Source organism: Pseudomonas sp. NY15364 (genome assembly GCF_048068235.1).
GTDB lineage: Bacteria > Pseudomonadota > Gammaproteobacteria > Pseudomonadales > Pseudomonadaceae > Aquipseudomonas > Aquipseudomonas mendocina_D.
This window is the reverse complement of sequence record NZ_JBLUPX010000041.1, coordinates 1-19,925: the sequence shown is the minus strand read 5'-3', so window position 1 is coordinate 19,925 and position 19,925 is coordinate 1. Positions and strand designations below refer to the sequence as shown.

15 protein-coding genes are annotated in these 19,925 nt (G+C 62.8%); 9 read left to right on the top strand and 6 right to left on the bottom strand.

Features of this window, described 5'->3' with window-relative positions; genetic code table 11:
* Positions 1 to 24: 24 nt before the first annotated feature.
* Both ACNFCJ_RS22060 and grxD read left to right on the top strand, forming a co-directional pair.
* Positions 25 to 2,133 carry a molybdopterin oxidoreductase family protein gene (locus tag ACNFCJ_RS22060; RefSeq protein ID WP_416773647.1) on the top strand — a complete coding sequence of 703 codons (2,109 nt, stop codon included), beginning with the start codon at positions 25 to 27 and terminating at the stop codon, positions 2,131 to 2,133.
* Between the two features lie 196 nt (positions 2,134 to 2,329).
* Positions 2,330 to 2,656, top strand: a complete 327-nt coding sequence (gene grxD / locus ACNFCJ_RS22055) for a Grx4 family monothiol glutaredoxin (protein WP_013716756.1) — start codon at positions 2,330 to 2,332, stop codon at positions 2,654 to 2,656.
* A 62-nt stretch (positions 2,657 to 2,718) separates the two neighbouring features.
* On the opposite strand, the gene ACNFCJ_RS22050 is transcribed toward grxD, so the two are convergent.
* The 3 genes from ACNFCJ_RS22050 to ACNFCJ_RS22040 are packed head-to-tail and all read right to left on the bottom strand — an operon-like array spanning position 2,719 to position 5,820.
* Positions 2,719 to 3,057 (bottom strand): YdbL family protein, encoded by a 339-nt coding sequence (locus ACNFCJ_RS22050; protein WP_416773646.1) that lies wholly within the window; start codon positions 3,055 to 3,057, stop codon positions 2,719 to 2,721.
* A gap of 11 nt (positions 3,058 to 3,068) precedes the next feature.
* A complete protein-coding gene (locus tag ACNFCJ_RS22045; RefSeq protein WP_013716754.1) occupies positions 3,069 to 3,260 on the bottom strand; it encodes a YnbE family lipoprotein in 192 nt (63 codons plus the stop codon).
* A 4-nt stretch (positions 3,261 to 3,264) separates the two neighbouring features.
* Positions 3,265 to 5,820 (bottom strand): intermembrane phospholipid transport protein YdbH family protein, encoded by a 2,556-nt coding sequence (locus tag ACNFCJ_RS22040; RefSeq protein ID WP_416773645.1) that lies wholly within the window; start codon positions 5,818 to 5,820, stop codon positions 3,265 to 3,267.
* Between the two features lie 628 nt (positions 5,821 to 6,448).
* On the opposite strand from ACNFCJ_RS22040, the gene ACNFCJ_RS22035 reads away from it, so the two are divergent.
* A complete protein-coding gene (locus ACNFCJ_RS22035) occupies positions 6,449 to 6,700 on the top strand; it encodes a hypothetical protein (RefSeq protein WP_024309301.1) in 252 nt (83 codons plus the stop codon).
* A 180-nt stretch (positions 6,701 to 6,880) separates the two neighbouring features.
* Positions 6,881 to 8,242, top strand: coding sequence for a DNA recombination protein RmuC (rmuC, locus tag ACNFCJ_RS22030; protein ID WP_416773654.1), 1,362 nt, complete (start codon positions 6,881 to 6,883; stop codon positions 8,240 to 8,242).
* A 74-nt stretch (positions 8,243 to 8,316) separates the two neighbouring features.
* On the opposite strand, the gene ACNFCJ_RS22025 is transcribed toward rmuC, so the two are convergent.
* The gene (locus ACNFCJ_RS22025; protein WP_416773644.1) at positions 8,317 to 11,805 is read right to left on the bottom strand and encodes a NahK/ErcS family hybrid sensor histidine kinase/response regulator; all 3,489 of its coding nucleotides are present in this window, start codon (positions 11,803 to 11,805) and stop codon (positions 8,317 to 8,319) included.
* Between the two features lie 206 nt (positions 11,806 to 12,011).
* Between ACNFCJ_RS22025 and ACNFCJ_RS22020 the strand changes: the two genes are divergently transcribed.
* Both ACNFCJ_RS22020 and ACNFCJ_RS22015 read left to right on the top strand, forming a co-directional pair.
* Positions 12,012 to 12,581 carry a GNAT family N-acetyltransferase gene (locus ACNFCJ_RS22020; RefSeq protein ID WP_416773643.1) on the top strand — a complete coding sequence of 190 codons (570 nt, stop codon included), beginning with the start codon at positions 12,012 to 12,014 and terminating at the stop codon, positions 12,579 to 12,581.
* A 5-nt stretch (positions 12,582 to 12,586) separates the two neighbouring features.
* On the top strand, positions 12,587 to 13,414 hold the full coding sequence (locus ACNFCJ_RS22015; RefSeq protein ID WP_416773642.1) for an AraC family transcriptional regulator: 828 nt from the start codon (positions 12,587 to 12,589) through the stop codon (positions 13,412 to 13,414).
* A gap of 872 nt (positions 13,415 to 14,286) precedes the next feature.
* Here ACNFCJ_RS22015 and ACNFCJ_RS22010 read toward each other — a convergent pair.
* The gene (locus ACNFCJ_RS22010) at positions 14,287 to 15,624 is read right to left on the bottom strand and encodes an imelysin family protein (RefSeq protein ID WP_416773641.1); all 1,338 of its coding nucleotides are present in this window, start codon (positions 15,622 to 15,624) and stop codon (positions 14,287 to 14,289) included.
* Positions 15,625 to 15,814: 190 nt separating this feature from the next.
* Here ACNFCJ_RS22010 and ACNFCJ_RS22005 point away from each other — a divergent pair, with 190 nt between their 5' ends.
* Positions 15,815 to 16,387, top strand: coding sequence for a LemA family protein (locus ACNFCJ_RS22005; protein ID WP_074917075.1), 573 nt, complete (start codon positions 15,815 to 15,817; stop codon positions 16,385 to 16,387).
* Between the two features lie 10 nt (positions 16,388 to 16,397).
* Positions 16,398 to 17,303, top strand: coding sequence for a GIDE domain-containing protein (locus tag ACNFCJ_RS22000; protein WP_416773640.1), 906 nt, complete (start codon positions 16,398 to 16,400; stop codon positions 17,301 to 17,303).
* Between the two features lie 62 nt (positions 17,304 to 17,365).
* On the opposite strand, the gene ACNFCJ_RS21995 is transcribed toward ACNFCJ_RS22000, so the two are convergent.
* A complete protein-coding gene (locus tag ACNFCJ_RS21995) occupies positions 17,366 to 19,420 on the bottom strand; it encodes a putative bifunctional diguanylate cyclase/phosphodiesterase (protein ID WP_416773639.1) in 2,055 nt (684 codons plus the stop codon).
* Between ACNFCJ_RS21995 and ACNFCJ_RS21990 the strand changes: the two genes are divergently transcribed.
* Positions 19,386 to 19,808, top strand: coding sequence for a hypothetical protein (locus ACNFCJ_RS21990; RefSeq protein ID WP_416773638.1), 423 nt, complete (start codon positions 19,386 to 19,388; stop codon positions 19,806 to 19,808). The two genes, ACNFCJ_RS21995 and ACNFCJ_RS21990, sit on opposite strands and share 35 nt — an antisense overlap.
* Positions 19,809 to 19,925 lie beyond the last annotated feature (117 nt).

Below are 19,925 nucleotides of genomic sequence, written 5' to 3'. Positions count from 1 at the left end.
CGGATCAGAACAAGAGGCCAGGCCATGACCAAGTCCCTCCATTACCGTGCGTGCCACCTGTGCGAAGCCATCTGCGGCCTTGCCATCGAAACCGAAACCCAGCCGGATGGCAGCACGCAGATCCGCTCGATCAAGGGCGATGCCCAGGACAGCTTCAGCCGTGGCCATATCTGCCCCAAGGCGGTGGCGCTGCAGGATATCCAGAACGATCCCAATCGCATTCGCCAACCCATGCGCCGCATCGGCGAGCAGTGGCAGGCAGTCGGCTGGGAGGAGGCGTTCGAGCTGGTGGCCGAGCGCCTGAGCACGATCCAGGCCGAACATGGGCAGAACGCCGTAGCCGTTTATCAGGGCAATCCCAGTGTGCACAACTACGGGCTGATGACCCACAGCAACTACTTCCTCGGTCAGCTGAAAACGCGCAACCGCTATTCGGCCACCTCGGTCGACCAGCTGCCGCACCACCTGACCAGCCTGCTGATGTACGGCCACGGCCTGCTGATCCCGATTCCCGATATCGATCACACCGATTTCATGCTGATCCTCGGCGGCAACCCGCTGGCCTCCAACGGCAGCATCATGACCGTGCCGGACGTGGAAAAGCGCCTGAAGGCCATCCAGGACCGAGGCGGCAAGTTGGTGGTGGTCGACCCGCGGCGCAGTGAAACCGCGGCCATCGCCGATCAGCACCTGTTCGTGCGGCCTGGCAGCGATGCCGCGCTGCTGCTGGCGCTGCTCAACACCCTGTTCGAGGAGGGCCTGACCCGGGGCAGCCATCTGCCGGTGGAAGGGCTGCAGCAGGTTCGCGCGGCGATCGCCGACTTCCACGCCGAGGCGATGAGCCCTCGCTGTGGCGTGCCGGCCGACACCATCCGGCAACTGGCGCGTGATTTTGCCGCAGCCGACAAGGCGGTGTGCTACGGCCGTATGGGGGTGTCCACCCAGGTCTTCGGCACGCTGTGCCAATGGCTGGTGCAACTGATCAATCTGGTCACCGGCAATCTGGACCGCGTCGGCGGCGTGCTCTGCACCTCGCCGGCGGTCGATCTGGTGGCGAGCACCTCCGGCGGCCATTTCAATCGCTGGCAGAGCCGGGTGTCCGGCCTGCCGGAATACGGCGGCGAGTTGCCAGTCTCGGCGCTGGCCGAAGAGATGCTTACGCCCGGCGAAGGGCAGATTCGTGCGCTAGTGACCGTGGCCGGCAACCCGGTGCTGTCGACACCCAATGGACGCCAGCTGGAGCAGGCGCTGGACGGCCTGGACTTCATGCTCTCGGTGGATTTCTACATCAACGAGACTACTCGTTACGCCGACCTGATCCTGCCGCCGACCGCGCCACTGGAGCACGATCACTACGACACTACTTTCAATGTGTTCGCCGTGCGCAATGTCACCCGCTTCAACGAGGCAGTGCTGGCCAAGCCGGACGGTGCGCTGCACGACTGGGAAATCTTCGTCGGCCTGGCCAAGGCGTTCGCGGCGCGCAATGGCCTTGAGCTGAAACCAACCATGGCACCGGAGCAGATGATCGACATGGGCCTGCGTTTCGGCCCCTATGGTGATAGTAGCGAGCGCAAACTCAGCCTGGCGGCTTTGCGCGAGCAACCACATGGGCTCGACCTGGGGCCGCTGCAACCGAATCTTGCTGCGCGCCTGAAAACGCCGAGCAAGGCGGTGCAGGCCGCGCCTGAGCTGCTGTTGGCCGATCTGGCACGTTTCGCCGAGCAGCAACAACCGGCTGCCCATGAACTGCTGCTGATCGGCCGTCGTCACGTGCGCAGCAACAACTCCTGGATGCACAACTATCACCGTTTGGTGAAGGGCAAGCCGCGTCATCAGTTGCTGATGAACCCGGCGGATCTGGCCAGTCGCGGCCTGGCCGATGGGCTGCGCGTACAGGTGCGTTCGCGCGTAGGCAGTATCGAGGTGGAAGTTGCGGCCAGCGACGAGGTGATGGTTGGTGTGGTCAGCTTGCCGCATGGCTGGGGCCATGCCCGTCCAGGCGTGCAGCTGGATATCGCTCGTGCCCAGCCTGGTGCCAGCGCCAATGACCTGACCGACGAGCGCCGCCTCGATGCGTTGTCCGGCAATGCGGTGCTTAACGGCGTGCCGGTTGAGGTGGTGGCTGCGTAGCGCGGGTGCAATCGGGGAGCGTCGCTGCCAGATCGCCCCGGATTGCATCCGGGCTACGGACTGCCTAACCGGATGCGATTCCGGGTCGTATTAAGGCAATGTGGCGACGGCAAGGCCGAGCATTGTGCTCGGCTTTTCGCTACAATCGCGCCACCGTGGCGACCGTCGGGTCGCGAAGTCTATGCTGAGGTGCCCCATGGATATCATCGAAACCATCAAAGAGCAGATCGCCAACAATACCGTTCTGCTGTACATGAAAGGCTCGCCCAACGCTCCGCAGTGTGGCTTCTCTGCCCGTGCTGCGCAGGTGGTGATGGGCTGTGGCGAGAAGTTCGCCTACGTCGACATCCTGCAGAACCCGGAAATCCGCGCCAACCTGCCGAAGTACGCCAACTGGCCGACCTTCCCGCAGCTGTGGGTCGGTGGTGAGCTGGTCGGCGGTAGCGACATCCTCACCGAGATGTACGAGAAGGGCGAACTGCAGACCCTGATCAAGGATGCCGTGAGCAAAGCCGGCGCCTGATCGCGGCTTCTCGCAAAAAAGAACCCGCCTAGGCGGGTTCTTTCGTTTCTGCCGCACGCTTTCTACTTCTGCAGCCACTGGCCGTTGAGCTGGATGAACTGGCCCTTGGGCGTGCGCTCGATGGCCTTCTTGCCGGCGATGGCTTCGACGTCGCTCAGGCTGATGCCGTTGTCCTTGGCCACCTTCTGGTATTCGGCGCGGCGCGCCTCGTTGATCAGGCGGGCGATCTCGTCGGCCTGACCGCCGGACTTGACCACACCCAGATAGCCATTGGGCTGCTCGCCCAACTGGCCGCTGGCCTTGGCGTTGCTCAGGGCACTCATGGCCTGGTTGAGGTTCAGCGCATAGGCCGGCAGGCTCAGGGTCAGTGCCAGGAGCAGGGTCGAGATATATCGGGTCATCATGCTTCTCCTTAGAACAGGCCGCTGTCTTCGTTGAAAACGTTGTCCAGCGCCTTGTCCACCTTGATGTAGATCTCGTGCTCGACCTTGACGTTGAGGTTGATGTTGATTGGCTCATTGGGCATGGCCAACTGCACCGTCGGGGTGCAGGCCTGGCACAGCAATCCCAGGCTCAGGGCGGCGAGGAGGCGGTACGTGCGCATGGCGCTACTCCTTGGTTTCTTGAGGGACACGCTGGCGCATCCGTTGCTGAATCCGTCGCTGGATGATGTCGCTGACCTTGTCGGTCAGCTGCAGGCTCGCCAGCAGGGTCGGAATGTCTTCTTCCAGATTGATGTTGAAGTGGATCGGGCGGCCTTGCTCGATGGCCGGGTTCTGTCCATGTAGACGCATGCCGAGGCGCAGTGTGCCGGACTCATCATAGTCGAGGCTACTGCTGAGCAGGTCATAGTGGAAGTCTTCCAGCGCGTCGGTGACCAGCTTCATACCGGGGTTGGCCTGACCCATGGCGCGGATGCGCGGCGAGCGAAAACGCAGTTGCCCTCCCGGTGGCCTGGCTTCGATCAACCCCTGCTCGATGCTGATCGCCCCACCCAGGCGCAGCGGCAGGGTGCCGTCGATCAGCCCGTTACCGGCCAGCCCCTCGGCTGGATACACGCGAAACAGTTCCTGCAGGTTGAGACCACTGAGCTTCAGTGGCAGCAGCTGGCTCGACTGATCCAGTGCCCAGGTCGCCGGTTCCAGGCGCAGGTTGCCGCCGAGGATACCCAGCTCGGCACGCTGATGGCTGAGTTTGCCGGCCATTGGATGCTGCAGGCTGGCCTGATAACTAGCCTGCAATTGCAATGGGCCGAGGGCGATGCCGGGGTCGATCTGTCTGGCGCTGAGGCTCGGCAGTTCCAGTTGCAGGCTGTCGCCCGCAAGTTGCAGCTGCAGCTCGCCATCCACGCCGCTCAGCGTGCTGCGGTCGTAGATACCGGCCAGGCCCTTGGCGCTGAGCTTCGCCCGCAGTTGCAGGGGCTTGCCGCCGGGCAGGTCGAGGCTGGCGTTGCCCTGAATGCGGCCGTTTTCCAGGGTCAGCAGTGGCGGCCAACCGGCCAGAGTTTGCGCCAGTGGGTTACCGGCACGCAGGAAGAGTTCATCGAGCGTGGCGTTCAGCGCCAGGCCATCAGCGGTATTGTTCAGCCCCAGAGCCATGCTCAGGCCGGAATCGGCCAGCAGGGCGCCATCGAGTTTCTGGCGAGCGCTGTTGGCCTCCATCCGACCCTGCCATTGCCAGCCCTGGGCCTGTAATTGTGCGTGCTGCAGATTCTGCACGCGCAGCGCCAGCGGGCCGGACAGCGTTGGCGCTCGGGGCGCGCCGGCCACGCCCAGGCCGGCGAGTGTCAAGCGGGCCTGTTGCAGATCCAGGTCGGCACCGCGTAGGCGCTGGATATCCAGGCGCGAGTTGGGGGCCAGCGTGAGTTGCAGCTGGTGCGCGGTGACATTGCCAGACAGGTCGAGATTCAACTGCAGGCCATCGGCTCGAATGCCATCCAGGTCCACGCGTTTGCTGCGGGCATCGAGCTGCAACTGGCGCACCTCCAGCGCCCAGTCACGCGATTGCTGCAGGCCGAGCTCAGCGTTGATCTGCCCCTGCAACCCCCCTTGCGCGACGAGCTTCAGCTGCAGGGCCAGTGGGGTATCCGGGTTGCTTTCCAGCGGCTGCAGCTGCAATTGCAGGCGGCTTGTTCGCAGGCCGTTTGGCAGGGCGGTCAACCAGGGCGCGTCCTGGGTATCGAGTTGCAGGTTGCCGTGCAGCTTGCGCCCTTGCCAGGCGCCTGCGGCATTGCGCAGGTCGAGCTGCAGTTCACCGCTGAGCAGGCCGATGCCGGGCAGTGGCCAGGGCTGCGGCAGTTGGGCGTCGACACGTAACCATCCAGGCGCGGTCAGCAGCTCGCCGAGCTGGCGGGTGGTCTGCGGCAGCTGCAGCTGCCACTGGGCGATGATGCCGGCCTGCTGCGGCGTCGCTGGCAGATTGGCGGTGTCCAGCGATGTCCACTCGCTCAGCCAGGCGGCGACCCAGGCGATTTCCTGCAGCGGTGCCAGTAGCAGGTTGCCGTTCCATTGCAGTGCATCGCCCTGAACGGCCAGGTCGCTGTGCAGCTCCATCTGCTGTTGTTCATCGAGGTGCAGGGTCATCTGCACCTGGCGCGCACTATCCAGGGCGCCATCGAGTCCCTGCAGGTGCGCTTGCAATACTGCGCTGTGGTTTTCGCGTAGCAGTCGCGCGCGTAGATGCAAGGCATCGTCCAGGCGCTGCAGGTCGAGCTCGCCATCGAGTGCGCAACGGCCATTGATGCAGGGCAGTTGCGCATGGAGGTCGCGTAGTTCGATCCGCCTTGGCAGCCAGGGCAGGGCATTCGATATCGTCTGAACGGTGGCGTCGAGGCCGCTGTCGGTCGGGCTCCGCGCTTCTGAATCCGCCGCTAGCCAGTCCACGCGCAGACCCTGCACAGCCAGGCGGTAGCGCGGCGCCTCGCTGGCCAGCCATTGCAGGTGAAGCTGCTTGGCATGAGCGTGCAATTCACCCTGGTCACGCTGCACCAGGCTCACCTCGTGCAGCTGCAGCCCACGCCAGCTGAGGCTGAAACCCTGCCAGTCCAGTTCGACAAGCTGCTCGTCGAGCAACTGCTGCACGCGATAGATGGCGTAGCAGGCGAGCAGCGAGAGCAGCACCGCAAGCGCCATGCAGATGCTCAGCCAGAAACGCCGGCGGCTCATGAGTTCTCCTTGCCTGGTGCCGTTGCGGGACGGTACCCCATGCTCCAGAGAGTGCCAAGCCGATCTGGGGGTTGCATTGTGGCGCTTGTTCGAACCCGCGTGCGATGTGGTATGGATTGGCGGACCGACCACGGCCGTTTCGCTGGGCTCGGTTTCTGCTGCAGGGCGAGGTCATCGCAGTGCCGCATGACGGCTGCATTCGCCGTTTGGATGCCCCGAAACAGAGCGCTGCGCGGATATGTCGCAGCGAGTTGTGCACAAAGCTGAAGCAGGCTGTCACATCACTGTCAGAAACGTCGCTAAACGTTTGATTTTTCGTGGTTGATTCTTAAGTCAATGAAAAATATGAATTTTTTTCGTTGGTGAAAAAATCGACAGTTTGTCTCGGAGCCCCGGTACATCGGGCCTGGCAGCTCTTTCGCTCAAGTTGTTCACGGAGTTATCCACAGCTTCTGTGGATTGTGGCGGAACTCTTTTATGGAACGACAATCCGCCTGCCAGGCAAGACTTTACCTTCGGCAAAAAAGGAGTAGAGTGGCGCGCCCCGGCAGTCACCCCCCTTTGATTTATGCCTCGCGCTTTACCTTCCTCATCCCCTGCAACTCGTTCCGGTTCTTCTCGCTTGCCCATGCGCGTCGCGCTCTGGCTGCTCGATAGTCCGCGTCTGGGGCAAACGCCCAGCGTCAAGCGCATCGCCGGCAACCTGCTCAAGCAGCCCGCGCGCAAAGGTTGCGTGCAGGCGCAAAGCCGCCTCGGCCAGCTGCTCTGCCGCGACTGCGGCAACACCCGCGATCGCCGTATCGGCTATGAGCTGCTGCGCCAGGCCGCTCGCGCGGGGGACCGCTGCGCCCAGCTGGAGCTGGAGCGCCTGTCACGCTGAATGCGTGCTGGCCCCGTGTGAATCGTTGGCTGGGTATACTGCTCGGCGGTTCAACATGGAGCGTCTATGCCAATCGATCCTCTCTCTCTCGCCATTGGCGCGGTCGTCGCGCTGGTGCCGCTGTTGGCGGCGCTCTGGTCACTGCAACGCCGACTGACTCGCGAACAGGGCGAGCAGGCACTGCTGCAGGAGCGCCTGGAGCACGCGCAACTGAGTCAGGCCGGTCTGCTGGCGCAGCTCGATGCCTGTCGTGCCGAGCTGGCCGAGATCAGCGAGATCAAGGTTGACCAGCAGACCGAGCTGGCTGGCCTGCGCCGTGAGAACGAACTGCTGCAGCAGGAGCGGCAAATCGCTCGCGAGGCAGCGCAGTCCTGGAATCAGCAGCGTGAACGCAACGAAGCCGAGCTGCGTCGGCTGACCGCGGAATGCGCGGCACTGGCGGCCGAGCTGCAGGAAAATCGTGATAACCAGCAGCAGCGCCTCGATGACCTGCTGGGCGCGCGCAATGAGCTGCGCGCCCAGTTCTCCGAGTTGGCGACGAAGATCTTCGACGAGCGTGAGCAGCGTTTCGCCGAGACCAGCCAGCAGCGCCTCGGCCAACTGCTCGACCCGCTCAAGGAGCGCATCCAGGCGTTCGAGAAGCGCGTCGACGAGAGTTATCAACAAGAGGCGCGCGAACGCTTTTCCCTGAGCAAGGAGCTGGAACGCCTGCAGCAGCTCAACCAGCGTCTGGGCGACGAAGCGACCAATCTGACCCGCGCACTCAAGGGACAGAAGACCCAGGGCAACTGGGGCGAGCTGGTGCTGGAGCGTGTACTGGAGCATGCCGGCCTGGAGAAGGGGCGTGAATACCAGACCCAGGTCAGCCTAAAGGGCGCCGGCGGCGAGCGCTTCCAGCCTGACGTGCTGATCCGTCTGCCCGGCGACAAGCAGGTGATCGTCGATGCCAAGGTCAGCCTTAGCGCCTACCAGCAGTATGTCTCGGCGGTGGACGAGCCGATTCGTCAGCAGGCGCTCAAGCAGCATCTGATCTCGCTGCGCAGCCACCTCAAGGGTCTTTCCGGCAAGGATTACCAGCGCCTCGAAGGCCTGCACAGCCTGGATTTCGTCCTGCTCTTCGTGCCCATCGAAGCCGCTTTCGCCGCGGCACTGCAGGCAGAGCCGGACCTGTTTCAGGAGGCTTTCGAGCAGCAGGTGGTGATCGTCAGCCCGACTACCTTGCTGGCGACCCTGCGGGTGATCGACAGCCTCTGGCGTCAGGAGCGCCAGGGCCAGAACGCGCGCGAGATCGCCGAGCGCGCCGGCCAGCTGTACGACAAGTTCGTTGCCTTCGTCGCCGATCTGGACGAAATGGGCAATCGCCTGCAGCAGCTGGACAAGGCCTACGCCAGCGCGCGCAACAAGCTGGTCGACGGCCGTGGCAACCTCGTTGGCCGAGTGGAAAACCTCAAGCTGTTGGGCGCGCGTGCAAGCAAGAGCCTGCCAGGCGAGCTGCTCGAACGCTCTGCAGATCTGCCGGTACTGGACGAGCTGGGCGAGTAAGCGGACACCGCATGCCGCGCCGGTGACACGCTCAGCAGTGGTTACAAGGGCGCAAGCCTCCGGCCAAGATCCGGCTAGCCACGCAGCGTCAGGTGGCGACTGAGCAATGCCCGCAGGGCCGCAGGCTTGACTGGCTTGGGCAGATAGTCGAGGCCGGCGGCATGGACCTCGGCGACCAGTTCCGGGCGGCCGTCAGCGCTGATCACCACGCCCGGTACCGGTTCGCCCAGGCGCGTGCGTAGCCAGGCCATCAGTTCGGTGCCGGTTTCGCCCTCGTCGAGGTGGTAGTCGATCAACGCCAGTTGCGGGCGCACGTCCTCGCTGAGCAGGTGCTCGCACTCCAGGCGATTGCGCGCCGTCCACACCTGGCAGCCCCAGCGCGACAGCAGGCTGTACATGCCGGTGAGAATGCTGTCCTCGTTGTCGATACAGATCACCTGGGTGCCCCGCAAGGGCTGGCCATCCACTGCCGGTAAGGCTGGGCCTTGCTGCTTCGGCGCCGGTTTTCTCGCCAGCGGTACGCTGACGCTGAACACGCTGCCTTTACCTGGCCAGGAGCGCACTTCCAGGCGGTGGGAGAGTACGCGGCAGAGACCGTCGGCAATCGCCAGGCCCAAACCCAGGCCTTTCTCTGCACGTGTCTGGTGGCTGTCGAGGCGCTTGAATTCCTCGAAGATCACCTTGCGCTTGTCCTCGGGGATACCCATGCCGCGGTCCCAGACTTCCAGGCGCAACTGATTGCCTTCACGGCGTACTCCCAGCACCACGCGGCCCTTGGCGTAGCGGAAGGCGTTGGTCAGGAAGTTCTGCAGGACCCGGCGCAGCAGCTTGATGTCGCTGTCGATCCACTGCCGACTGCCATGTACGCGCAGGTCGATACCCTGTTCGGCAGCCAGCACGCCAAACTCGGCGGCGAGGGTGTCGAACAGGCTGGAGAGGGCAAAGGCGTGACGATCCGGGGTGATTCGGCCGTTTTCCAGGCGTGAGATGTCCAGCAGGTCGGTGATCAGGTCCTCTGCCGAACGCAACGAGCTGTCCAGATGCCGGACTAGCTCCTGGGCCTCGTTGGGCAGGGCGTCATCCTGGTGGGCCAGCGCGGCTGAGAACAGCCGGGCTGCATTGAGCGGTTGCATCAGATCATGGCTGACTGCGGCGAGGAAGCGCGTTTTCGACTGGTTGGCGGCTTCGGCGTGGGCCTTGGCTTCGGTCAGTGCCTGGTTCAGTTTCGACAGCTCATGGGTGCGTTCGGCAACCCGTCGTTCGAGGCTTTCGTTGGCGTCCTTGAGGGCACGCTCGGCTTCGCGGAATTCGGTGATGTCGGTGAAACTCATGACGAAACCACCACCGGGCATGGGGTTGCCGATCAGCTCGATCACCCGGCCGTTGGGGAATACCCGCTCATAGCTGTGCGCGGTGCCCTGGCGCATCCAGTACAGGCGCTTGGCAACGTTCTCCTCCAGGTCGCCGCTGCCGAGCATGCCGCGTTCGGCATTGAAGCGGATGATCTCGGCAATCGGTCGACCGACGTAGATCAGGCCCTCGGGGTACTCGAACAACTCCAGATAACGGTGGTTCCAGGCCACCAGGCGCAGGTTCTGGTCGACCACGCTGATGCCCTGGGTGATGTTTTCGATCGCACCCTGCAGCAGGGCGCGGTTGAACTGCAGCACCTCGCTGGCTTCGTCGACGATGCGCACCACATCCTCGACCTGCATCTCGCGGCCTTCGATGGCGGCCTTGACCACCGCGCGGGTCGAGGAGGCGCCCAGCACGCCGGCGAGCAGGCGTTCGGTGTGGGCGATCCACTCGCTATTGGCCGGCTGGTTGGGATCGAAGTCCTTGCCTTTGCCCTGGCGCAGGGCGAAGCGGTTGAAGCTCTGGCGTGCGCGTTCTTCGCCGACGAAACGGCTGGAGAGCATCAACAGGTCGGCCACCTGCACTGCCAGCAGGCTGCGGTTGCTGGGTTTGGTGCCCAGGTCATGGCCGATGAAGCGCCCGGCTTGCCAATGCTCGGAAACGCGGGTGCGTGAGAACCAGGAAACCCAGGCGAACAGCAGCATATTGCCGGCCAGTGACAGCACCACGCCGCGCGTCAGCGGATCAACCTGCAGGCCGATGGGGGCATAGAGCAGGGCGGCGAGGCCGGGGAAACTGTCTAGCGACCAGCCCATGCCGCGTGCCGCCAGCGGCAACACCAGGGTGTAGAACCAAAGCATGGCGCCGAAGATCAGGCCGGCGAACACGCCGCGGCGGTTGGCCTGTTTCCACACCAGCGCGCCGAACATGGCGGGGGCCAGTTGGCCAATGGCGGCAAACGACACCTGGCCAATCGTGGCCAGGCTGGTGCCTTCGCCGAGCAGGCGGTAGCAGACATAGGCCAGCAGCAGGATCAGCACGATGCTGACCCGGCGCGCGGTGAGCATCCAGTGACGGAAGGCCTCGAACGGCCGCTCGGTACTCTGCCGGCGCAACAGCCAGGGCAGCAGCATGTCGTTGGAGATCATGGTCGACAGTGCCACCGAGGCGACGATCACCATGCCGGTGGCGGCCGAGGCGCCGCCGATGAAGGCCAGCACCGCCAGGCCTGGATGGGCTTCGGCCAGCGGCAGGCTGATGACGAAGGAGTCCGGTGTCACGCCGGCCGGCAGCAGCATCTGGCCGGCCAGGGCGATAGGGACCACGAACAGCACGGCCAGCACCAGATAGGCCGGAAACACCCAGCGTGCCAGGCGCAGGTCCTTGGGCTCGATGTTTTCCACCACGGTGACGTGGAACTGCCTCGGCAGGCAGACGATGGCGATCATGGCCATGCCGGTCTGCACCAGCATCGCCGGCCAGTTCACCGCCTCGTTCCAGAAGTCGTCCAGCTCGGCGGTGTTGTGTGCCTGCTCCAGCAGGTCGTTGAAGCCGTTGTACAGGCCGAAGGTGACGAATGCGCCGACGGCGAGGAAGGCTAGCAGCTTGACCAACGATTCGAAGGCGATGGCCAGCACCATGCCGCGATGGTGCTCGGTGACGTCGAGGTTGCGTGTGCCGAACAGAATGGTGAACAGCGCCAGCGCCAGCGATACGATCAGCGCGGTGTCCTGGGCGCTGGTACCGGTATCCTGGGCGTGCACGCCAATTAGCAGATTGACACCAAGCACGATGCCCTTGAGCTGCAGGGCGATGTAGGGCAGCACGCCGACAAGGCAGATCAGGGCTACGACGATGGCCAGCGACTGCGACTTGCCGTAGCGCGCGGCGATGAAGTCGGCGATCGAGGTGATGTTCTCCTGCTTACTGATCATCACCATCTTCTGCAGCACCCAGGGCATGGTCAGCAGCAGGATGATCGGACCGAGGTAGATCGGCAGGAACGACCACAGTTGTTCGGCTGCCTGGCCGACGGCGCCGAAGAAGGTCCAACTGGTGCAATAGACCGCAAGCGACAGCGAGTAGACCAAGGCGCGGACTTTCGGCGGCATGGGCGCACTGCGGCGGTCGCCATAGAAGGCGATGGCGAAAAGAATGGCCATGTAGATCAGGGCGACCGCGGCGATCAACCCGGGGGACAACGACATGCAGACTCCGAAACGCGCGATGAAACGAAAAGAGCCTGACCGCCGAGGCGAGGCTGATGTTGATCAGTGTTGCACAAAGCCACGCGCTGTCGGCTGCGACCAAGGTCGCAGCCAGGCAGGCGTGCTTTGCGACGGGACTCGTATTGTGCCGGAGCCTGCGGGCTGATAGCTTGGCTGGTTTGCGACTCTGTCCGAGGAAGGACCCTATGTTCAAGCCGCAGCTGGTGACTTTGCAACGTGGCGCTCTGCGCCTGGAACCGCTCTCCGATGCCGATATCCCTGGCCTGGTGGCGCTGGCCGAGGCCAATCGCGAGGAGCTGCTGTACATGAGCGGCACTCTGCGACTGGACTGGTACCGCAGCGCCCTGGCCGATCTGCGTGAGCAGCGGGCACTGCCGTTCGTCATTCGCCTGGGTGACGAAATGGTGGGCACCACCCGCTTCGCCGACTTCATGAACACCCTGCCGGCCTGTGAAATCGGCTGGACCTGGCTTGACCACCGCCAGCATGGCAGTGGGTTGAACGCCAGCATCAAGTATTTGATGCTCAAGCACGCTTTCGAAAATTGGGGCATGGTTCGCGTGCAACTGAAAACCGCCGCCAGCAACCTGCGTTCGCAACGCGCTATCGAGAAGCTTGGCGCCGTTCGTGAAGGGTTGCTGCGCAACCATCGGCGCCTGGCTGATGGCCGACTCGATGACACCGTGCTGTACAGCATCACCGACCTGGAATGGCCGGCGCTGCGTGAGGCGATGGAGGCGGGCTTCAACGCCTGAGCCGTATGCACAGTCGTGAGCAGACCCGCTTCTGGCAAGCCTCCGCATTGAGCGGAGTCGAGCTGTTGCAGGCGCGCTACCTCGAGCAGCGTTTCGCTCCCCACGTGCATGAAGGTTTCGTGTTCACCGTGATCGAGCATGGCGCCCAGCGCTTTCGCCACCGTGGCTGCGATCACCTGGCGCCGCAGGGCAGTATGGTGCTGATCAACCCGGACGAAGTGCACACCGGCTCCAAGGCGCACGAAGACGGCTGGTGCTATCGCGGTTTCTATCCCGACAACGCTCAGGTACTAGGGGCGCTGCAGGAGCTGGGTCTGGCCAAAGCTGGCATGCCGTCGTTTGCCTTCAGCGTGCTGCATGACCCGCGTTTGCACGCGGCCTTTCTGAAGCTGCACCGACTGCTCGAACATGGCGCCGAGGCGTTGCAGCAGCAACTGGCCTGGCGTGAGGCGATCCTGCTGCTGTTCCAGCACCATGCGCAGCTTGCCGAACCGCCTGCGCCTGGGCGCGAGCCCTGGGCCGTGGCCTGCGCCAAGCAAATGCTCGCCGAGCGACTGGTCGGGCCGCCGTCGCTGGAAGAGTTGGCGGCTGCGGTCAACCTCTCACCTTTTCATTTCGCGCGCGTATTTCGCCGCGCGACCGGCTTGCCACCGCATGCCTGGCTCAAACAGCGTCGCCTCGAACAGGCGCGGGCATTGCTCAAGACGGGTTGCACGACCGTCGCGGTGGCGATGCAGTTGGGCTTCGCCGATCAGAGCCACTTGTCGCGGCAGTTCAAGCAGGTTTATGGCGTGAGCCCAGGTGAATATCGCAGCGCGGTGGCACGAAGCTGACAGCAGGAATAAAAAAGGTTCTTCGCATTTTCGCGGGGAGGATGCGCCCGACACCGGACTGGCAAGTTTGTGTGCGTATCGCTTACTGACTTGGCACCATCCATTACCGCGTCTGCTGAACGTTTGGGTTGCGCCCCTTACGGGCGCCACACCTTTCTTGCTTGCCCAAGAAAGGTGTGCCAAAGAAGGGCACCCCGACTTCCGGGTTTCGCTACGCGAAACTTCCCTCGCGCCGGTGCAGCTCCGGGGGCCGGCTTACAAGGGCCATCCATGGCCCTTTAAGCCTCTCGCCGCATCCATGCGGCTCGCTCCCCTACGCAACACCTCTGCTCGGCCTCCTGAAGGGGACCGGACCGCGAGCTTGCGAAATCTCCGGAAGATCAAAGTCGGTAGCGTTTGGCTTTTGCTCTTCAACTGCGATGGTACAGACGACGCCCAAGTCCCCTTCAGGAGGCCGAGTGGAATCACCATGGAAGGGGTTGAGCGACATGGATGTCGCGAGAGCTGCGATGGGCCAGGGATGGCCCTTCGTCAGTGGGCCGCATCCGGTCGTGCCCCTGGAGTGGTGATGGAACGAGGGAACCCCGGCGTAGCAGGGCGGGGGCGCCTAGCTCGGATGTCGGGGTGCCCTTCTCTTTGGTTATTTTCTCTTGGGCAAGCAAGAGCTACGAAGCGCAGCGAATCAGGTAACTCGCCCGCAAGGGGCGAAACCCTTCAGATCAGACGACGCGCTAACGGATAGTGCCAGCACCGGCAGCTAACATCTAATTGCCAGTACGGTGTCAATCCGTACCTTCACCAAACTATGCGAAGAGCCAAAAAAAACCGGCGCTCCTTACGGAGGCGCCGGCTCTTTCAGCCCGCTATGTCGATCAGAACTCGTGATCGGCGGTGTCCGGGTTCAGGTCGCTGATGCCCAGCTTGCCGGCAGCCTGCTCGATGGCACCGGTCTGCTTGACCAGGGCGGCGATGGCGTCACGTACCAGTTGCTGACCTTCGGCGTTGCCTTCCGCGATCAACTGATCGAAGTGCACGTTGTTCTTCTCGGCACTGTCGACCAGCGCTTGCAGCTTGGCTTCGGTTTCCTGCAGGTCGGCCTTGAGCGTGGCATCGGCCTGGGCGTCGGCCTTGGCCACCAGTTCGGACAGGCTCGGGCCGGTCAGGGTGGTGCCGTCGGCTTTCTTGTATTCGCCCAGGTAAACGTTGCGAATGCCTTTGCCGTTGTAGAAGTGCGAGTTGTGGGTGTTGTCGCTGAAGCAGTCATGCTCGTCTTCGGTGGAGTTGGCCTCCAGTGCGACCTTCATGCGTTCGCCTGCCAGTTCGCCGAGGGACAGGCTGCCCATGCCGAACAGCATCTTGCGCAGACCGTTGTCGGCCGAATCGGCGACCAGTTCGCTACGATAGTTGCCTTCTACGCCGTCCTTCCACTGCTCGACCATGTCGTTCAGGTCGCTGACCAGCAGGTCGGTGGCGGCTTTCAGGTAAGTGCGGCGGCGTTCGTTGTGGCCACCGGTAGCGCCTTCACCTATCAAGTAGTCGGTGTAGGGACGCTCGCCAGCACCTGGTTCGGTGCCATTGAGGTCCTGGCCCCAGAGCAGGAATTCGATGGCGTGGTAGCCGGTGGCGACGTTGGCCTCGGAGCCACCCAGCTCGTTCAGGCTGGCCAGTAGCTCGCCAGTGATTTCGCTGACGTCGATCTTGTCTTCACCAACCTGGATCTCGGTGTTGGCGATGATATTGGCTTGCGCGCCCGGGTTGCCCAGAGCGTGCTGGTAGTCGTCGGCCACGTAGTCGATCAGGCCTTCGTCCAGCGGCCAGGCGTTGAGCTGACCTTCCCATTCGTCGACCACCGGGTTACCGAAACGGAACACTTCGGTCTGCATGTACGGCACGCGTGCTGCCAACCAAGCTTCGCGCGCAGCTTTCAGAGTCGCTTCGCTGGGGTCGGCCAGCAATGCATCGATGGCAGTCTGCAGGGCCTTGCCGGTGCTCGCTGCGTCACTGAACACGGCCAGGGCGAGATCGGCGTAATGATTGACCACGGCCTTCGCCGCTGCTTCGTCGACCTTCGCCGCAGTGGCTGGCGCCGTGCTCTCGGTGGCTGCAGCAGGAGCAGCTGCCTGGGTCGCGGGGGCTTTGTCTTCGCCGCAGCCAGCGAGGGAAATGGCGATGGCCAGCAGGCTGGCGGAGGCCAGAGGCATACGAATCATGGCGGGGTCCTTTGCATGTACGAAATGTGGACGGTACTCAGTAGTACCTGAAAAACTGCAACATAATGCAAATGTTTCGCATTATGTGTAAAGGCCATTATTTGTCGTTGTGCGGGATATCGCTATCGAGCCACCTCGTTGCCGTTAGAATGCCAGCACCCGATTCGCAGTTCTGCATGGAGAAAACTGCATGAGCCTGACCGCCGTGATCATCATCGTTGTCCTTGTCTTGCTCGGCGCCTACGCGGTGTCGCTGTACAACGGGCTGGTGCGCCTCAAGCATGGCGTGAGCAAGGCCTGGTCGAACATCGACGTGCTGCTCAAGCAACGGCATGACGAGCTGCCCAAACTGGTGGAAACCTGCAAGCAGTACATGCAGTACGAAGGCTCGACTCTGGAGCGGGTGATTGCAGCGCGTAGCGCCGTGGCCAGTGCTCGCGAACAACATGACGTCGGCGCTCTGGGCAAGGCCGAGAGTGGTTTGCGCGCGGGCCTCGGCCAGCTCTTCGCGCTTGCCGAGAACTACCCTGAGCTGAAGGCCAACGACAGCTTCCAGCACCTGCAGCAGCGCATCAGCGGCCTGGAAAACGGCATCGCCGACCGCCGCGAGCTGTACAACGAGGCGGTCAACCTCAACAACGTGCGCATCGAGCAGTTTCCCGATGTACTCATCGCGCGCATGTTCAACTTCCAGGCTGCCGAGTTGCTGGTGTTCAGCGAGGCGGAGAAAGCCGATGTGGACATGAAATCACTGTTCAACTGAGAACCTGCCGATGATGCAGGTCGACCCCTTCGGCTTCTTCTTTACGCTCACATTCACTCTAGGTGCCTGCCTGGGCGGCGCCTGGTGGTGCCTGCGGGGTTGGTCGCAGGCGCGCCATCTTCTGGACACTCCTACCTCGAAGATTCGCTCGGCGGCGCAGGGTTACGTCGAACTCTATGGTGTGCTCGAAGCGTTGCCGGACATGCAGTTGCGCGGGCCGCTGACTGGCAAACCCTGCCTGTGGTGGCGCTTTCGTATCGAGGAATATCGTTCCAGCGGCAAAAAGCGCAGCTGGCGGGTGATCGAGAGTGGGGCCAGCGATGCCTGGCTACGCCTGGTCGATGGCACCGGCGAATGCCTGATCGACCCACGTGGCGCCGAGATTCATGCGGCGGTGTGTGACGTCTGGGAGGGCAACCTGCGGCATCCGCTGGGCCCGGCCAAGAGCGGATTGTTCGGTTTTCTCACCAGTGGCCAGCGCTATCGCTACAGCGAAGAACGCTTTCACGTTGGCCAGCCACTGTATGCCATCGGCGATTTTCGCACCCGTGGCGCTGCGCAGCAGGGATTCGACAGGCAGGCCGCTCAGGGCGAAGTGATCCGTGAGTGGAAGGGCGATTACGTCGGCCTGCTGCGGCGTTTTGACAGCGACGGCAACGGCGAACTCGACGAGCAGGAATGGAATCGCGTGCGACTGGCGGCGCAGCTGGAGGCAGAGGATCGCCATCGGCAAAAGGCATCCGAGCCGGCGCGGCATCATATGGCCAAGCCCGGCGAACGGCAGCCGTTCATTCTCTCCAACAGCGGTGAGGACGAACTGGCTCGCAGATTCTATTGGCAAGCCGCCGGTGGCGCCGTGCTGTGCCTGGCAGGTGCGTTGGCCACAGCCTGGTTACTCGGTGTGCAGAATTGGTAAGCCGGGTTTGCGGGCTCGAACAAAAACGCCGCGACGAATCGCGGCGTTTTTTGTGGCTGACTTTAGAGCGTCGCGGCTGAGCTCAGGCGTCGTGACTGCTTGAGGAACAGCGTCAAATCGCGCGCTAGCAGCGGCTTGCTGTACAGGTAGCCCTGACCCTCATGGCAGCCCTGGGCGATGATGTAGGCCTCCTGCTCGGCGGTTTCCACGCCTTCGGCGATGACTTGCATGCCCAGGCTCTTGCCCAGCTGAATGATGGCGCGAACGATGGTGGCGTCATCTTCGTCTTCGAGCAGATCCTGCACGAAGCTCTTGTCGATCTTGATCTTGTCCAGCGGCAGGCTCTTCAGATAGCTCAGCGAGGAGTAGCCGGTACCGAAGTCGTCGATGGCGATCAGCGCGCCGGAGCGGCGCAGGCTGAGCAGGTGCTGGGCGGCGGTGCTGATGTCTTCCATCAGGCCGGTCTCGGTGACTTCCAGCTCCAGGCTTTTGGGCGGCAGGCGATAGACCTGCATCAGATTGTTGACCACGCGCGGCAGCTCGGCGTGGTGCAACTGCACGGTGGACAGATTGATGGCCATGCGTAGATCGCTGAAGCCCTGGTCATGCCATTCGCGCAGCTGGCGGCAGGTCTGGTCGAGAATCCATTCACCAATGGGAATGATGGTGCCGTTCTGTTCGGCCAGCGGGATGAACAGGTCCGGTGCGACGAAGCCATGCTGCGGGTGCTGCCAGCGCAGCAGTGCCTCGACGCCGACAACGCGGTGGTCGCGATAGTCTATCTGGGGCTGGTAGACCAGGTGCAACTGGTTCTGCGCCAGAGCATCGCGCAGATCCTTTTCCAGCTCACGACGGCGACGCATCTCGCTGTCGACGCTGGCGATGTAGAACTGGTAGCGATTGCGCGAACGACTCTTGGCCAGAGTCATGGTCTGCTCGGCTTTCTGCAGCAGCTTTTCAGTGCTATCGCCGTCTTCCGGGAACAGGGTGATGCCGATGGTGGCGCGCAGGCGTACTTCGTGCTGATCGAGCAGGAAGGGCAGCTCCAGGTCGTCGAGTACGCTCTGCGCCAGCTCGGCAGCTTCGTAGGGTTGTTCTATATCGGCTTGAACCAGGGCGAACTGGTCGCCGCCCAGGCGGGCCAGAGCGCCGAGACGGCCGCTATGGCTGCGCAGGCGGTCGGACAGTGCGAGTAGCAACTGGTCGCCGCTCTGGTAACTGAATTGTTCGTTGATACCCTTGAAATCATCCAGGCCGACGCAGAGTACGGCTACGCGGCGCTGCAGGCGGCCGGCATCTTCGAGAATCTGGTCGAGTTGCTGTTGCAGTTGCTGGCGATTGGGCAGACCTGTGAGGAAGTCGTACTGAGCCATGCGCAGCAGGCTGTTCTCGGCTTCACGGCGCAGGTGGGTATTGCGCTCGATGGAGGCCAGCAACTGGTTGGCGGTGTTGATCCACAAGCCCAGCTCGTTCTTCTCGTTGCCCTTGAGCATGGGCAGCTTGTGTTCGCTGGGGCGGTCGGGATTGATGTTGGTGAGGTGCTCGATGATCTTCGACAGCGGTTTGGTCAGCAGCCAGTGATAAACCAGATAAAGCACCAGGCCCATGGCCATGGCGCGCAGCACCCCTGAGATGAAGATGATCACCGAGTTGGTGACGAAACTTTCACCGTAAGGCGCCGTATCGAGGGTGATGTTGAGGTCACCGTAATACTCGCTGTAGGGGCCGCGGCCGACCAGTTTGGTCGAGAATAGCTGTTCCTGACCGAGGATCGGGTCCGTCAGCCAGCGCGTGGGTATTTGCGCCAGATCACGCGAACGTTCTGCGAGCATCGGCTCGTTGGGGTGACCAATGGACGCATAGCGCACCGACTCGTGCTGGAACAGCCCCTCGATCACCTGCATGCCCATTTCCCGATCCAGGCTGTACACCGCCTGAGTCGAAGGGTCGCGGAACATGCCGAGAATGCGATGGGCGTCATTGGCCACGGCCTGACGGGTCTTGTAGGCGTCGAAGACAATCTGCGCGCAACTCAAAACCACCCCGACTACGAGTGCTGATAACAGCACCACGCGGAGCAACTTGAGTGACAAGCTGTTCTTCAATTCCAGCTTCAAAGGCAATTCCTTGTGTCGATGCTTACAGCGTCAGTCAGACGAGAGTATTGGCAATCTAGGCCTGGCCGTCAAAGGGCCATCATGTCTGTCGGCACTATTTATCCACAAGCGGCACGCCGGGTCGCGAATTGGTGTTACGACGTCGGCCGACCGCTGTGTCGTAGAAATTACCGCGGACTTGAGCGCCTTTGGTCGGATTGTCTGCCTGTCACTGCTGCGCTTCTGTGTGGCGCTGCTCGTCATCGATCCGATGAGCTGGCAAATACACGGCGAAGATCGTGGGTTTGCCATCGGTTATAAGGTATTGCGAGCGCCTGCGGTGTTTCGTCCTGCACGCCGGATGCGCAAGCCAAAAACGAAAAAACCCGGCCACAAGCAGACTGTGTGAAAACGCTCTGAACTGAACCGGTTCAATACAAACGCCTCGATTGATTCGGGGCGTTTGTGTTTTTACTGGTGCAATGATGCAAAGTGCAGCGCTCAGGTCAGCAGCTCGATCATGCGG

Bases quoted from the DNA above. Each gene is read 5' to 3' on its own strand.
- ACNFCJ_RS22005 (WP_074917075.1), top strand. From the start codon at position 15,815: ATGAGCCTGACCGCCGTGATCATCATCGTTGTCCTTGTCTTGCTCGGC.
- ACNFCJ_RS22020 (WP_416773643.1), top strand. From the start codon at position 12,012: ATGTTCAAGCCGCAGCTGGTGACTTTGCAACGTGGCGCTCTGCGCCTG.
- ACNFCJ_RS22060 (WP_416773647.1), top strand. From the start codon at position 25: ATGACCAAGTCCCTCCATTACCGTGCGTGCCACCTGTGCGAAGCCATC.
- ACNFCJ_RS22040 (WP_416773645.1), bottom strand. From the start codon at position 5,820: ATGAGCCGCCGGCGTTTCTGGCTGAGCATCTGCATGGCGCTTGCGGTG.
- ACNFCJ_RS22010 (WP_416773641.1), bottom strand. From the start codon at position 15,624: ATGATTCGTATGCCTCTGGCCTCCGCCAGCCTGCTGGCCATCGCCATT.
- ACNFCJ_RS22015 (WP_416773642.1), top strand. From the start codon at position 12,587: ATGCACAGTCGTGAGCAGACCCGCTTCTGGCAAGCCTCCGCATTGAGC.
- ACNFCJ_RS22000 (WP_416773640.1), top strand. From the start codon at position 16,398: ATGATGCAGGTCGACCCCTTCGGCTTCTTCTTTACGCTCACATTCACT.
- ACNFCJ_RS22045 (WP_013716754.1), bottom strand. From the start codon at position 3,260: ATGCGCACGTACCGCCTCCTCGCCGCCCTGAGCCTGGGATTGCTGTGC.
- ACNFCJ_RS22050 (WP_416773646.1), bottom strand. From the start codon at position 3,057: ATGACCCGATATATCTCGACCCTGCTCCTGGCACTGACCCTGAGCCTG.
- ACNFCJ_RS22025 (WP_416773644.1), bottom strand. From the start codon at position 11,805: ATGTCGTTGTCCCCCGGGTTGATCGCCGCGGTCGCCCTGATCTACATG.
- grxD (WP_013716756.1), top strand. From the start codon at position 2,330: ATGGATATCATCGAAACCATCAAAGAGCAGATCGCCAACAATACCGTT.
- ACNFCJ_RS22035 (WP_024309301.1), top strand. From the start codon at position 6,449: ATGCGCGTCGCGCTCTGGCTGCTCGATAGTCCGCGTCTGGGGCAAACG.